Annotated in this window: 12 protein-coding genes; 7 read left to right on the top strand and 5 right to left on the bottom strand. The window is 65.6% G+C overall.

Annotated features, from left to right (window positions below):
• Positions 1–82: 82 nt before the first annotated feature.
• Positions 83–889: a GNAT family N-acetyltransferase gene (locus tag ACXMDM_RS09465; RefSeq protein WP_071801526.1), complete on the top strand. Its 807-nt coding sequence runs from the start codon at positions 83–85 to the stop codon at positions 887–889.
• Between the two features lie 52 nt (positions 890–941).
• Here the strand turns inward: ACXMDM_RS09465 and ACXMDM_RS09470 are convergent, their stop codons facing one another.
• Together ACXMDM_RS09470 and ACXMDM_RS09475 are read right to left on the bottom strand one after the other, a co-directional pair.
• Entirely contained in the window at positions 942–2,621 is a 1,680-nt protein-coding gene (locus ACXMDM_RS09470) for a mechanosensitive ion channel family protein (RefSeq protein WP_083544556.1), read from the bottom strand.
• Between the two features lie 80 nt (positions 2,622–2,701).
• Positions 2,702–3,526: a dienelactone hydrolase family protein gene (locus tag ACXMDM_RS09475; RefSeq protein ID WP_071801527.1), complete on the bottom strand. Its 825-nt coding sequence runs from the start codon at positions 3,524–3,526 to the stop codon at positions 2,702–2,704.
• 77 nt (positions 3,527–3,603) lie between these two features.
• Here ACXMDM_RS09475 and ACXMDM_RS09480 point away from each other — a divergent pair, with 77 nt between their 5' ends.
• The 3 genes from ACXMDM_RS09480 to ACXMDM_RS09490 are packed head-to-tail and all read left to right on the top strand — an operon-like array spanning position 3,604 to position 5,532.
• The gene (locus ACXMDM_RS09480) at positions 3,604–3,885 is read left to right on the top strand and encodes a hypothetical protein (protein WP_071801528.1); all 282 of its coding nucleotides are present in this window, start codon (positions 3,604–3,606) and stop codon (positions 3,883–3,885) included.
• Positions 3,878–4,987 (top strand): phosphotransferase enzyme family protein, encoded by a 1,110-nt coding sequence (locus ACXMDM_RS09485; protein ID WP_071801529.1) that lies wholly within the window; start codon positions 3,878–3,880, stop codon positions 4,985–4,987. Before ACXMDM_RS09480 ends, ACXMDM_RS09485 begins: the two co-directional genes overlap by 8 nt.
• A complete protein-coding gene (locus tag ACXMDM_RS09490; RefSeq protein WP_071801530.1) occupies positions 4,984–5,532 on the top strand; it encodes a DOMON-like domain-containing protein in 549 nt (182 codons plus the stop codon). Before ACXMDM_RS09485 ends, ACXMDM_RS09490 begins: the two co-directional genes overlap by 4 nt.
• A 21-nt stretch (positions 5,533–5,553) precedes the next feature.
• Here the strand turns inward: ACXMDM_RS09490 and ACXMDM_RS09495 are convergent, their stop codons facing one another.
• Positions 5,554–5,961, bottom strand: a complete 408-nt coding sequence (locus tag ACXMDM_RS09495) for a molecular chaperone DnaJ (protein ID WP_233830755.1) — start codon at positions 5,959–5,961, stop codon at positions 5,554–5,556.
• A 471-nt stretch (positions 5,962–6,432) separates the two neighbouring features.
• Here ACXMDM_RS09495 and ACXMDM_RS09500 point away from each other — a divergent pair, with 471 nt between their 5' ends.
• Complete coding sequence (locus ACXMDM_RS09500) at positions 6,433–8,040, top strand: serine hydrolase (RefSeq protein WP_071802275.1); 1,608 nt, start codon at positions 6,433–6,435, stop codon at positions 8,038–8,040.
• 26 nt (positions 8,041–8,066) lie between these two features.
• On the opposite strand, the gene aroB is transcribed toward ACXMDM_RS09500, so the two are convergent.
• Both aroB and recQ read right to left on the bottom strand, forming a co-directional pair.
• On the bottom strand, positions 8,067–9,212 hold the full coding sequence (gene aroB, locus ACXMDM_RS09505) for a 3-dehydroquinate synthase (RefSeq protein WP_071801531.1): 1,146 nt from the start codon (positions 9,210–9,212) through the stop codon (positions 8,067–8,069).
• A gap of 29 nt (positions 9,213–9,241) precedes the next feature.
• Entirely contained in the window at positions 9,242–11,113 is a 1,872-nt protein-coding gene (gene recQ / locus ACXMDM_RS09510; protein WP_071801532.1) for a DNA helicase RecQ, read from the bottom strand.
• Between the two features lie 57 nt (positions 11,114–11,170).
• Here recQ and ACXMDM_RS09515 point away from each other — a divergent pair, with 57 nt between their 5' ends.
• The gene (locus ACXMDM_RS09515) at positions 11,171–12,106 is read left to right on the top strand and encodes a carbohydrate ABC transporter permease (RefSeq protein ID WP_083544678.1); all 936 of its coding nucleotides are present in this window, start codon (positions 11,171–11,173) and stop codon (positions 12,104–12,106) included.
• An 83-nt stretch (positions 12,107–12,189) separates the two neighbouring features.
• Positions 12,190–13,434: a 5-(carboxyamino)imidazole ribonucleotide synthase gene (locus ACXMDM_RS09520; protein ID WP_071801533.1), complete on the top strand. Its 1,245-nt coding sequence runs from the start codon at positions 12,190–12,192 to the stop codon at positions 13,432–13,434.
• Positions 13,435–13,440: the final 6 nt, after the last annotated feature.

The raw sequence follows: 13,440 nt of genomic DNA on the forward strand, positions 1-13,440 counted from the left end.
CTTCCGGTAGCAGTGACTCACTCTCGCGCAACGCCGTCCCAGGCGGGTGAATGTTGAGTTGGCAGTCCGGCCGCCTTCGCCAATGACCCTCGTTGAGCTCTCCAGGCAGTTGATGGGCCATGGCTTCGCTTGTCTGGGCGAGTCGGATGGTTCCTGGTTTCAGCAGGGCGAGGCGGGCTGGTTCGCCAGTGGGATCCCCCATCCCTGCGCCAACACGGTTCTCAGCGCTGGGCCAGACTGGAACTACGCCAGTCTGGCTGAGATCGCCGGTCACTTCCATGCTCGGGGAGTGCCCTGCAGTTGGCTGTGTTGGCCTGATCAGCAACCTCTTGAGCAAGGCCAGCACCTGCTGGCTCTTGGCTACCGACCCGTTGCCGCTGCGGCCCTGATGGCGGCACCGACGGCCGCGTTACTGGCGACGACGCCCAACCCTGGTCAACGGCTGGCGGCGGCCTTGCCTGGGGCGGAGTTGCTGCCGCTCGGCCCGTCGTTCCGGCAGGCCTACGCCGTCTGTGCTTCCGTCAGCACCGGCGCACCTCAGGCCTTTGGAGCACGCGCCGCCGCAGCCCTGCTCGGATCCGGCACGGCCGGTTCCCCACTCACCTATGGCGTTCTCCACGGCGGAGAGCTGTTGGCGGTGGCCACCTCGGTGGTGGTCGGATCAGTGGGCGCGATTTTCTGGGTGGGAACCCTGCCGGCTTGGCGGCGGTGTGGATTGGCTCGGGCCGTCACTGCAGCAGCAATCGCCGCCGGTGCAGCCCGCGGCGCACGCCTCACCCTGTTGCAGGCCGGAGACAACGCTGAAGGGCTTTACGCCGCGATGGGGTTTCGCCGCCACGGCCGCACAGAGATCTTCGTGCGTTCAGAGGTCGATCAATATTCGAGATAGATCAATGTTCTGATTTCTGGGATGGGCCGCCACTGCGACCTTGAGGGTCCGGTTAGCTGATGGCGGCGCCATCCTTCGGCGCCTTCGGCACCGTGCTGGCATTGCCGTTGCGAATGGCGTGATAACCGGGCGAGAGAATCTCCAGGTCAGCGGCAGCGAATTGATCTTGTAGGGCGCCGAGCAGGCCAGAAAGATTCTCGCGATAGCTTCCCGGTTCGCTGATGAACACGGTTAGCTCATAGCTGATGTGAAAATCATTCAGGGATGTTTGCAGCACGTAGGGCTTCACCTCCTTGCTGATCCCATCGACGCTGTGGGCGGCTGCCAGCATCAGCGCCTGCACCTGGCGCCAGGCCACGTCGTAGCCGATCGTGATCGTGGTGGCCAGCGCCACCGGCTGCTGGATCTCCCGTCTCGAGAAGCTGAAGTTCACGATCGAAGCGCCGATCACCGTGGCATTCGGGATGCTGACCAGCTCATTGCGGGGCGTCTGCAGGCGGGTCACCAGCAGGGCTCGTTCCTGAACGACTCCCACCACCCCATTGATTTCCACACGGTCGCCTTCGCGGAAGGCGCGGGTATAGATCAACATCAGGCCGCTGATGATGTTGGTGGCCACGGCACTGGAGCCAAGAGCGGCCAGCACACCCAGCAGCAGGCCGGCCCCCTGGAAGGCTCGGCTGTCGGAGCCCGGCAGGTAGGGAAAGGCCACAGCGATTCCCACCAGGGTAATGAAAATGCCCAAGAGCCTGGCAGTGGGCAGAGCCCATTCCGGATAAAAGCCCGGCACACGCAAGTTCCCCCGTCCGAGGGCCCGAAACCAGGAATTGCTGCCCTGGATCACCAGCACCGTGATCACCAGAATCACAGCCACGGTGAGCAGGTTGGGAATCGCCGTGAGCACGTTGGCGATGAATCCACCCACGAAGCCGAGGATCTGACCGCGCAGGCCTTCGGCAACGGCCTGGGTGGGCGGGAAAAAACCAAGCAGCAGGGGAATCAGCAGATAGCTGATCAGCGAGAGCAGGCCCCAATGGACAATCCTGCGCGCCAGCTGCAGCACCTGGCTCGACTGACCTGGATCCAGAACCTGATTGCCGGCAAGGCGCAGGCCCAGCAGTTGTTTATTCCTCTGGGACGCCAGCCAGAACTTCAGCGATCGATTAAGGCGAAGCTGAAACCGCAGCCAAAAGATGTAAATGCCGAGAACAAGCAAGGCCAGGGCCGTTCCCCTTAGCCAAGAGGCCAGATTGTTGTCCTGGCGGTAGCGCACAATGGCGCGGCGAAAGCTCTTTTGGTAATCGGCTGCGACGGCCTGGCGTGGTTGACCGAAACAGGCGGCGATCCGATCATCGATCGCCATTCCCTCCACCAGGGTTTCGCCTTGTTTAAGGCCAATAATCGTATACGGCGGATTTTCATAAATACTAATCTGGTCCGGGTCAATATTAAAGTTATTAGCAACGTTGGTCAGCCGTTTTGAGGCGTTCTCGGCCAGTGTTTTGGGGTTCTGGGTTCCTGGAGCCCCCCGAACTTCGGCCACACGCTTTCCTCCAAGCGTGATCCACTCCGGCGTGCTGGCGCACCAGGGCTTGGCGGCCGTCGCATTGCCGGCTTCTGGTTCCGCCAACGATGGCCCTATCCCCCAGAGCATCAGGACCACACTGATCAAGGCGGCCAGAAGTGTTCGCTTCAGGGAACCCCTTCGTTGCCGCCTGGAGGCCCGTTCCATTGCACGAATGGAAGCCGAATTGGGGCCAGCCATCGGAGCTGCCTGATCAAGGTGATGTGCCGGCCACCCTATGGCCCGGTTCAGACGCCGTTGGATCTGAACCACTCCAGCAGACGCTGCCAGCCATCGGCCGCCGCTTCGGGGCGATAGGTGGGGCGGTAATCGGCGTGAAAGCCGTGGGGCGCGTCGGGGTAGATCACGATCACGCTGCTGCTGCCTGCGGCCTTGAGCGCCTGCTGCATCGCTTCAATGGCCTCAAGCGGAATGCCGTCGTCGCTGCCGCCGTAGAGGCTGAGAACCGGCGCTTTCAATTGCCTTGTCAGCGCCAGCGGCACCAGCGGCTGCAGGGTGGTGGCCGGGGTGCTCAGGCGGCCATACCAGGCCACGCCAGCCCTGAGCCGGGGATTGTGGGCGGCATAGAGCCAGGTGATGCGTCCCCCCCAGCAGAAACCCGTGATCCCCAGCCTGGAGACGTTGGCCCTGGCATCGGCGCCCACCCAGGCCACCGTGGCATCGAGGTCGGCGAGCACCTGCTCGTCGGGCACCAACGACACGACCGGCAGAATCGAGGCGACATCAGGCAGGCCCGACACATCGCCTTGCCGCTCGAACAGGCTGGGGGCAATCGCCAGGTAGCCCTGCTGCGCCAACCGCCGGCAGACATCCTGGATGTGGGCATGCACCCCGAAGATCTCCTGGACCACCAGCACCACCGGGAAGCCCCGGCCAGAGCCAGGCATGGCGCGATAGGCAGGGATCGTGCGATCGCCCACCGGAATCGAGACAAAGCCGCTGATCAGCCCCGCCGTTGGGGTGTTCAAGCTGCTGGCGGCGACGGGCCCGGCCGCCAGGGCAAAGCCCGCCGCCAGGCTGCCGAGCATCAGATCGCGCCGCCTGATCGTCATGGAGTTCAAATCTGAAGGGGCAGGATCATGCCGCAGCCAAGCTAAGAGGCGCCAATCGCATTGCTTACGCTCAGACGATGGCAGCACGTCTGGTGATTGGCCCTGTGGATGTCGAGCCCGTCGTGCGGGAGTGGGTTGACGCCGAAACCCTGCAGCGTCTGGTGGCCCGCCACCGGCGCGGTGACTGGGGTGAAGTGGATGCCCGTGATGCCCGCGACAACGTCCGTGCCGCCTACCACCAGCAAGGGCGGCTACGCAGCGTCTACACCGTCGCCAAAGACCTGCAGGTGTGGGTGATCACCCACAACCTCGGCACCGACAGCCTGCACACCACCGTGTTGATCCCCGAAGATGCCTGAGGGTCTGCAGTTGGCGGAGATTGCCGCCCAATTCCTGCTGGACGCCCCTGTCGCGGCGATCGAACCGCTTGGCAATGGCCAGGTGAACGACACCTATCGGGTCAGGCTGGAAGGAAGCGAATCCCCCTGCTTCGTGCTGCAACGGCTCAATACCCAGGTGTTCCCCCAGCCAGAGCTGGTCATGGGCAACCTGGTCCAGTTCAGCGCCCATGTGGAGCGCCGCCTGCGGCAGGGGTTCCCAGGCTTGAGGGGCCGTCGCTGGGAGGTGCCGCGGATCCTGCCCGCACGCCAGGGAACGCAGTCCTGGCTGGAAGCGGACGGCTCCTTCTGGCGCCTGGTCAGTTTCGTGGCTAACTCCGAATCCTTTGAAACCATCGACGGACTCGCCCAGGCCCGCGAAGTGGGCCATGGCCTGGGCCTGTTCCATGCCCTGATCAGCGACCTGCCTGTGGAGGGGCTTGCCGACACCCTGGTGGGCTTTCACATCACCCCCACCTACCTGGAGCAGTACCACGCGGTGCTGGGGACTGGCCCGATCAGTGACGATCCAGATGTGGCCTTCTGCCGTGCGTTCGTGGGCGAGCGCGAGTGGGGTGTGGCCGTGCTGGAGGAAGCCAAGGCGAGGGGAGACCTGCCCCTGCGGCCGATCCATGGCGACCCGAAGATCAACAACATGCTCATGGACGTGGCCAGTGGTGAGGCGATCGCCCTGGTCGATCTCGACACCGTCAAACCAGGCCTGGTGCATTACGACATCGGCGATTGTCTGCGCTCCTGCTGCAACCCGCTGGGGGAGGAAACAAGCGATTGGGCCGCCGTGCGCTTTGACCCCCAGTTGTGTGACGCGATCCTTCAGGGCTACGCGGCGGCGGCTGGCAGTTTCCTCACCCCCACCGACTACGACTATCTCTATGCCGCGATTCGCCTGATCCCCTTGGAGCTCGGCCTGCGCTTCTTCTCCGATTACCTCGCTGGAAACACCTACTTCAAGACCCGCTATCCGCGCCACAATCTGGATCGTGCCCTGGTTCAGTTCAGGCTCACCGCAAGCATCGAAGAGCAGGAAACCGCGATCCGCTCGATCATTGACGGCCTGCGATGAGCCGGCAGCACCGGTCGCTCCATCCTTTTGAGGCCTCCGCTGATGCGGAGGCTTTTTCGCTGGAGGCCTGGATCAGCCGATTCCCCGGACGGCTGCAGATTCGCTACCGCCTGGCCGGACCCATGGATCAGCTGGTTCTGCCCCCGCCGGCGGGCCAGCCACGGCGCCGTGATCAGCTGTGGCAGAGCACCTGTTTCGAAGCCTTCGTCGCCCACGCAGGCCAACCGGCTTACTGGGAAGTGAACCTGTCGCCATCAGGCGACTGGAATGTGTATCGCCTCGCTGGCTATCGCGCCGGCCTGGAAGCTGAAACCGGTTGTCGGTCGGTTGTCTCAGAGGTGAAACGTCAGCCTGGCTTGCTAAGCGTGGATCTCAGCCTTGATCTGGCCCCCTGGTTTGGGGAAGCCCAGGCCTTGGACATGGCTGTCACCGCAGTGCTGGAGCACAAAGGCGAGACGCTCAGCTATTGGGCCTTGGCGCACGCGGGCCCCGAGGCGGATTTTCACGACCGTCGCGGATTTCTGCTGCAACTGCAGGTTCCGTAGGAGTGAGCGGGCGTTTGAGGCTCAGCTTCGTCCCAACAAGGCATCGCGGGCACCATTGATGGCCTGCATCGTGGTGTGCTCGCCGCCGCGGTCGGGGTGGTGAGAGGCTGCGGCTTGCTTCCAGGCGCGGGTCACCGCGGTAACGCTCAAGCGACCGGCCAGGGCCAGCCCGAGCAACTGGCGCGCGCCCAGGGCTTCAAGATCCGGGCTCTTGCCCAGGGGAGAGCGGTCGGCGGCCGCCAGGCCACTGCCTTTGCGTTTGCGCCCCTTGCCACGGCTGGCCTGGGGCCCAGCGGCCTGGCGGCCGAAGCCGAAGCCTTTGCCATTCGGCAAGGTCGACGCTGGCGATGGATCGGCGCCTGAGGCTTTGACCTGGGGCTTTTGGGCGACCAGCTGGTCGCGCCTACTGGAGAGAACCTGGGGCATCATCAGTTCAGGATTTCAGCAATTCGAAGACTCAACAAACTCAGCCGCTCCATCAGTTCAGCTGCTCAACAATTCGCTTACGCAACAGTCTGGTCAAACGAACAGCGCGGTTCAACAGACAGTCTGGGCAAACAACAGGCCAGTCACTCAACAGTTTGCTCAATCCACTGGCCTATCGCCGAACAGCTTGGCCGTTCCATGGTCAACGACGCCTGAACTTCCCGAAATCAGCATCACTCCCCATGGAGCAGGTTGGAGGTTTTTGGCGACCGACCCGCCGTGGCGAGAAAACCATGGCAAAGAAACCATTACGGGGAAACCATGGCGAGAACAAGGGATACTCGGATTGAAGCCCTTCGGCTGCTGCCAGTGAGGTTGTCAGTGAAGTTGTCAATGGAAAGGCTCCGAGTGAACCACCACCCAGAGCCCCTGCCCGAAGGCATCAACATCGTGAAATGCCGATCCGCTCCAATCATGCCCGAGCGCGGCCGGCACACCCTCCGGCGGATTCTGCTTGCCATAGGCCTGGCGGCGGCCTCGGTGCTGGTTCCTTCTGTGGCGGCTCTGGGGTCTGTGGCTTCCATGCCGGCGTCCCCTCTGAAGGCCTCCCCGGAGGCGGCCTCAGACAAGGTTGATTCCGCCAGGCTGAAGGCAGCCTTGGCCCAGCTCGAGCGCTTCACCACCGATCTGCTGCGCCAGACCGGCGTGCCCGGCTTGGCGATTGCCGTGGTTCACGATGATCGCGTTGTTTATCTCAAGGGCTTCGGCGTACGTGAGGTCGGCAAGCCCGGCTCCGTTGATGCCGACACTGTTTTTCAGCTGGCTTCACTCTCCAAGCCCCTGGCTTCCACCGTGGTGGCCTCGGTGGTGGGGGAAGGCGGCCTGAGCTGGGACGAGGCCGTGGTGAAGCGGTTGCCCCAGGCCCGGATCGGTGAGCCGGCCATCGCCGCCAAGGTGACACTCCGCGACCTGCTTTCGCACCGCAGTGGCCTGCCCGACCACGCCGGTGACCACCTCGAAGACATCGGATTTGATCGAGGCACGATTTTTGAGCGCCTGCGCTTTTTGCCAATCGGCAACCGCTTCCGCGCCGACTACGCCTACACCAACTTCGGATTCACGGCCGCCGCTGAGGCGGCCGCCGTTGGTAAAGGTCTGAGCTGGGCTGAGCTTGCCAACCAGCGTCTGTATCGCCCCCTGGGCATGACCCGGAGCAGCTCCAGCCATGCCGACCTGCTGGCTTTCAGCAACCGAGCCGCCCTCCACGCCGCCACAGGTGATGGCTGGGTGGCCCGCTACCAGCGCAACGCCGATGCCCAGGCACCCGCTGGTGGTGCCAGTGCCTCGGTGCGTGATCTGGCCCAGTGGCTGCGGTTGCAGCTGGCCAATGGGCGCGTCAACGGCCGGCAGCTGGTTGCAGCCAGCGCCCTGGCTGAAACCCACCGGCCCCAGTCGATCAGCAAACCGCCGGCCAACCCCGCCGTCGACCATGCCGGGCTCTACGGCCTCGGCTGGAACATCAGCACCACCGATCAAGGAGCGGTTCAGCTGGGGCACTCAGGCGCGTTCAACCTCGGCGCCGCCACAGCCGTCTACCTGCTGCCGCAGCAATCCCTGGGGATCGTCGTACTGAGCAACAGCGCTCCGATCGGCGTGCCCGAAACCATCGCCCTCACCTTCCTCGACCTGGCCACGCTCGGACAGCCTCGCCTCGATTATTTCCCCCTGATCAACCCGGCCTTGAAAACAATCCTTGCGCAGGACTATCCCGCAGTCGTCATGCCTGCTGATCCCCTGCCGCCGCGGCCCGCTTCGGCCTACAGCGGCCGCTATGCCAATGCCTTTTTCGGTCCGATTGCGGTTGTCGCCGAAGCCGGCGGTCTTGTGTTGCAGCTTGGCCCTCAGCCCCTCAACTTTGCGCTCACCCCCCTCAGCGGCGACAGCTTCAGCTATCAGCCCAAGGGCGAAAACGCTGGGGGTCCCAGCACCGTTGTCTTCAGCCCCGGCGCCGATGGCAGGGCCGTCCGGGTTCGGATCGACAATCTCCACACCAATGGCCAGGGGCTGTTCGAGCGGAACTGACCGGGGCCTTCAGGCCTCCATGCGGCTCAGGCCTCCGGGCGGTTGAGCAACTGGAGGATGTGCGCAGCGCTCACGTCGCTGCGGATCACCACCTGGCCGATGCCGGTGGGCAGCACAAAGCGCAGCTGGCCGTCTTTCACCTTCTTGTCGCTCTGCAGGGTGGCCAGCATCGCGCCGGCATCGAGTTTCGGGAGCTGCAACGGCAGGCCCGCCTTGGCGATCACAGCACGCTGGCGGGCCTGGTCGTGGTCTGTCCAGAGGCCCATCGCCACGGCGAGATCGCCGGCGGCCAGCATGCCCAGGGCCACCGCTTCGCCGTGCAGAAACGTTCCATAGCCGCAGAGGGTTTCCACCCCGTGGCCCAGGGTGTGGCCGTAGTTGAGGATCGCCCGCAGACCGCCTTCCCGTTCATCGGCCGCCACCACCCTGGCCTTGGCAGCGGCCGAGCGCTCCAGCAGCGTCTCCAGCAAGAGCGGCCCAACCGCCTCGCGGCTGGAGAGATCGGGGGCCGCCTCCAAGGCGGCGAACAGCTCGGGATCGCCGATCACGCCGTACTTGATCACTTCGGCCATCCCCGCCCGGAATTCCCGGGCCGGCAGGCTGGCCAGGGTGCTCGGATCGATTAGCACCAGGCGGGGCTGGTGGAAGGCGCCGATCAGGTTCTTGCCACCGGGGTGGTTCACCCCGGTCTTGCCACCGATCGCGGCGTCCACCATCGCCAGCAACGTGGTGGGCACCTGAACCACGGCGATACCCCGCAGCCAGGTGGCGGCAGCAAAGCCCGCCATGTCGCCCACCACCCCGCCGCCGAGGGCCACGATCACAGAACCACGCTCCAGCCGGCGCTGGAAGGCGGCGTCGTGGATCAGGGCCACCGTGGCGGGCGTTTTCTGGTCTTCCCCTGCCGGCACTGCTAGCAAGCTGGTCTCGAATCCCGCTCCATTCAGGCCCGCCAGCAGCGGCTCGGCGTACAGGGCCTCCACCGCGGGGTTGCTCACCACCAGCACCTTGCTGCCGGCCTTGAAACCCCGCTTCTGCATTTCGCTTCCGAGCTGGCCGAGGCTGCCGGCGCCGATCACCACCGCATAGGGGTTGCTGGCCAGATCCACCTGGATTTCGCAGAAACCGCCGGGCGTTGGCTCAACGGCCCAGCCGGCAAGCGTGGTGGTCATCGCGGCGAACCCAGGGCGTGAAGGCGAGGCTAGGGCCCCGGTTGCGCGGCATCGCTGCTCCGCCAGCCGGCCAGAACGGCCAGCACCGCCTCCCCGTAGCGCTCCAGCTTGGCGCTGCCGATCCCGCTGATTCCCGCCAGCGCTGAGAGGGTGGCCGGCTGGCTGGCGGCAATCTCCACCAGGGTGCGGTCGTGGAAGACCACGTAGGGCGGCACGGCCTGCTCCCGCGCCTGCTGGCGTCGCCAGTCCTTCAGGGCCGTCAACAGAGCGGCATCGGCCCCGGCCCCTGCTTCGGCTCCGGGCCCTGCTCCGGCTCCGGGCCCTGCTCCGGCAAACGATGGATCGCTGGCCCCATCGCTTGAGCGGGCGGCGGCACGACGACGCTCCTTGCGGGGCGGCGGCAAGGGCAGCTCCAGCCGCCGTTCTCCGCGCAGCAGGGCGCGCACCGACTCCTCGGGGCCCCAGCGCAGGCCGCCATGGCCATCGGGCACGGGTTCGAGCAAGCCTTCGGCCGTGAGCTGGCGCAGCAGGCTGCGCCACTGGCCCTGGTCGAGTTCCTTGCCGATTCCGTACACACTCAACTGCTGGTGACCCAGGGAGCGGAGCCGGGCGGTGCTGGCACCGAGCAACACATCCACCACATGGGCGGCGCCGAAGCGCTGGCCGGTGCGGAACACGGCCGAGAGGGCTTTCTGGGCTGGCACGGTCGCGTCCAGCCGCTCCTGGGGTTCCAGGCAACGGTCGCAGTTGCCACAGGGCAGGGCCAGCGTTTCGCCGAGGTGGGCGAGCAGCACCTGGCGCCGGCAGCCGGCCGCTTCGGTGAAGCCGATCAGCGCTTCGAGCTTGCTGTGCTCCAGGCGTTTCTGGGCGGGCTCGGCGCCGGAGTCGTCGATGAAGCGGCGCAGCTGGGGCACGTCGCCTGCCCCATGCACCATCCAGGCCACTGCTGGCAGTCCGTCGCGGCCGGCGCGGCCGGTTTCCTGGTAGTAGGCCTCCAGACTCTTGGGCAGGTCGACGTGGGCGACGAAGCGCACATCGGGTTTGTCGATGCCCATGCCAAAGGCGATCGTGGCCACCACCACCACCCCGGCCTCACGCCGGAAGCGATCGAGCGCCGCGGCGCGTTGCCCCGCCTCCAGCCCGGCGTGATAAGCCACAGCGTCGTGGCCGGCCGCCCGCAGCTCGGTGGCGAAGCGATCCACCCGGCTGCGCGAGCGGGCGTAGACGATCCCCGCCTCACCGCGGTAGTCGCCGAGGAACGCGAGCAGCTGGGCTTTGGCGTCGTCCTTGTTGCGCAGCAGGTAGCGGATGTTGGGCCGATCGAAACTGGCGGTGAACACCCGTCCCGCCTCCAGGCCCAGCCGCGTCACGATCTCTGCGCGGGTGCGGGGGTCGGCGGTGGCGGTGAGTGCCAGCCGGGGAACGGCGGGGAAGCGGGCCGCCAGCTCGCTGAGCTGCAGGTAGTCGGGGCGGAAGTCGTGGCCCCATTGGGAGACGCAGTGGGCTTCGTCGATGGCGAACAGGGCCAGCTTGTGTTGGCCGAGGCGATCGAGCAGGTCGCCAGCCGCCAGCCGCTCCGGTGAGACGTAGAGCAGATCCAGCTCGTTGCTCTGCAGGGCTCGCCACACCGCTGAACTCTCTTCAGCATTCAGCGACGAATGCAGCGCCGCGGCCCGCACCCCCGCCTGGCGCAGGGCTTCGACCTGGTCTTGCATCAGGGCGATCAACGGTGAGATCACCACCGCCAGCCCCGGCAGACAGAGGGCGGGCACCTGATAACAGAGCGATTTTCCGCCTCCCGTTGGCATCAGCACCAGGGCCGATCCGCCAGCGATCACGTGCTCGACGATCTCCTGCTGCGGGCCGCGAAAGGCGTTGTAGCCGAACACGCGCCGGAGCATTTCCTGCGGGTTGGCCTGTGGCGTGGACGTCACACCTGGATCTCGCACAATGGCTCCATGTCAAGCACTCCAACGCGCGCAGCCGCCCCCCCATCATTCCCCGTTCGCCAGCGGCGGGGCCTGGGGCGGGGGACCATCGCCTGGCTGTTTCTGCTGCCGGCCCTGGTGCTGCTGGCGTTATCGGTGCTGGTGCCGGCCGCCATGGCGCTGCTGATCAGCTTCACCGAAACCGGCCTCGACATGAGTGAGCCGCTGCGGTTCGTGGGGCTGGCCAACGTTCGCCGGCTGCTCAGCGATCCGGTCTTCTTCCAGGTGCTCGGCACCACCTTCCTGTATCTGATCGGCGTGGTGCCACCGGTGGTGCTCGGCTCGCTCACCCTGGCGGTGCTGGTGAACAGGAAGTTGCCGGGGATCCACTGGTTCCGCGCCGCCTTCTACACGCCGGTGCTGGTGTCGATCGTGGTGGCGTCGATCGCCTTCCGCTGGCTCTATGCCGAGAACGGCCTGATCAATGGCTGGCTGGCTGCCCTGCTCGGGAACGACTTCACCCCCATCGGTTTTCTCACCAGCCCATGGCTGGCGCTGCCCTCGGTGATCCTGGTGACCCTCTGGAAGGGCCTGGGTTACTACATGGTGATCTTTCTGGCCGGCCTGCAGGGCATCTCGCCTGAGCTCTATGAAGCGGCGGCCCTCGATGGCAGCGAAGGCTGGCGGCGGCACACGGACATCACCCTGCCGCTGCTGCGGCCCTATCTCACCTTGGTGATGGTGATCTCCTCCATTGCCGCCACCAAGGTGTTCGAAGAGGTGTTCCTGATGACCCAGGGTGGCCCGGCCGACTCGACTCGAACCCTGGTCTATTACGTCTACGACCAGGCCTTCAGCGAGCTGGAGATCAGTTATGCCTGCACCATTGGTCTGGCGCTGTTCCTGATCGTGATGGTGTTCAGCCTGGTGCGCTTCCTGGCAGCTGGTGATCGGGGCCTCACCTGAGCTGGCACGGGGCAGCAGGATGGAGCGGATGCGAAGCTGCTTGATTGCCAGAACACCATGTTGAGCCTGGGCGGGATGAGGCCATGAGCGGCCGCATCGGTGTGGTGGGCGGTGGCCAGCTGGCCCTGATGCTCGCAGAGGCGGCCCGTCCGCTGGGAGTGGAGCTGCACGTGCAGACCCCCAAGGCCGATGACCCGGCCACCCGCCTGGCCACCAGCACGGTGCTGGCCCCCCTTGATGACCCGGAGGGCACACGCACCCTGGCCGCCCGAAGCGATGCGATCAGTTTTGAGAATGAGTGGCTGGATCTTGATCTTCTCGCGGCCCTGGAGGCCGATGGCGTCGCCTTCGTGCCCCGGCTTGAGGCCCTCAGGCCGCTGGTCTCGAAGCGTGAGCAACGGCAGTTGCTGATCCGCCTCAACCTGCCGTCGCCCCGTTGGATTCCCCTGGAGGAGGTGCTCGTTTCTCCTGAACCGCAGGAGGTCAGCCTGGCGGCTGTGCCCCGCTCCGGCCAGGCTCCGCCCTCTTCACCGCCGCTTCCGCCTCCCTCGCCGCGCCTGCCGGAGGGGTTTGATTTCCCGTTGATGGCCAAGGCCGCCACCGGCGGTTACGACGGACGCGGCACCCAGCCGATCACCAACAGCGAAGAACTGAAGGCCCTGCTCCAGCGGGTCGAGCCGGCCGACTGGCTGCTTGAGGAATTTGTGGACTTTGATCAGGAGCTGGCCATCGTGGCTTGCCGTGATCGCCGTGGAACCGTGGCCTGCTTCCCGGTGGTGGAGACCCACCAGCACCAGCGCATTTGCGATTGGGTGCTGGCACCAGCCGCCATCAGCCAGGCCGTGCAGGCCCGGGCCCGCAACGTGGCGGTCTCGCTGCTCACTGCCCTGGATTACGCCGGCGTGCTCTCGATCGAATTTTTCTACGGACCGGCCGGGCTGCAGATCAATGAGCTCGCGCCCCGAACCCATAATTCCGGTCACTACACGATCGAAGCGGCACGCACCAGCCAGTTCGCCCAGCAGGTGCGGATTGTCTGTGGTCAGCCCCTTGGCCCCACCGATCTGAAGCTGCCCGCTGCCCTGATGGTCAATTTGCTGGGCTACGAGAGCTCTGATCGCACTTACCAGAGCGAACGCCAGGCCCTTTCCGCCCTTCCGGGGGCCAGCCTGCATTGGTATGGCAAGCCGGGTTCGACCCCGGGCCGGAAGCTGGGTCACATCACCCTGGCCCTGAAGGAAACGGACCCGGCACAGCGGACCACCGAGGCCGCCAGGCGCCTTAAGCAGGTCAGGGCGTTGTGGCCCCTTCCGGGCGAAAAGGCTTAAGATGAT

It is taken from the genome of Synechococcus sp. CS-603 (assembly GCF_977929215.1).

Excerpts from the sequence above, each read along its gene's own strand:
- ACXMDM_RS09465 (WP_071801526.1), top strand. The coding sequence starts at position 83 with ATGACCCTCGTTGAGCTCTCCAGGCAGTTGATGGGCCATGGCTTCGCT.
- ACXMDM_RS09520 (WP_071801533.1), top strand. The coding sequence starts at position 12,190 with ATGAGCGGCCGCATCGGTGTGGTGGGCGGTGGCCAGCTGGCCCTGATG.
- ACXMDM_RS09500 (WP_071802275.1), top strand. The coding sequence starts at position 6,433 with ATGCCCGAGCGCGGCCGGCACACCCTCCGGCGGATTCTGCTTGCCATA.
- ACXMDM_RS09490 (WP_071801530.1), top strand. The coding sequence starts at position 4,984 with ATGAGCCGGCAGCACCGGTCGCTCCATCCTTTTGAGGCCTCCGCTGAT.
- ACXMDM_RS09470 (WP_083544556.1), bottom strand. The coding sequence starts at position 2,621 with ATGGAACGGGCCTCCAGGCGGCAACGAAGGGGTTCCCTGAAGCGAACA.
- aroB (WP_071801531.1), bottom strand. The coding sequence starts at position 9,212 with ATGACCACCACGCTTGCCGGCTGGGCCGTTGAGCCAACGCCCGGCGGT.
- ACXMDM_RS09485 (WP_071801529.1), top strand. The coding sequence starts at position 3,878 with ATGCCTGAGGGTCTGCAGTTGGCGGAGATTGCCGCCCAATTCCTGCTG.
- ACXMDM_RS09515 (WP_083544678.1), top strand. The coding sequence starts at position 11,171 with ATGTCAAGCACTCCAACGCGCGCAGCCGCCCCCCCATCATTCCCCGTT.
- ACXMDM_RS09480 (WP_071801528.1), top strand. The coding sequence starts at position 3,604 with ATGGCAGCACGTCTGGTGATTGGCCCTGTGGATGTCGAGCCCGTCGTG.
- recQ (WP_071801532.1), bottom strand. The coding sequence starts at position 11,113 with ATGCTCCGGCGCGTGTTCGGCTACAACGCCTTTCGCGGCCCGCAGCAG.
- ACXMDM_RS09495 (WP_233830755.1), bottom strand. The coding sequence starts at position 5,961 with ATGATGCCCCAGGTTCTCTCCAGTAGGCGCGACCAGCTGGTCGCCCAA.
- ACXMDM_RS09475 (WP_071801527.1), bottom strand. The coding sequence starts at position 3,526 with ATGACGATCAGGCGGCGCGATCTGATGCTCGGCAGCCTGGCGGCGGGC.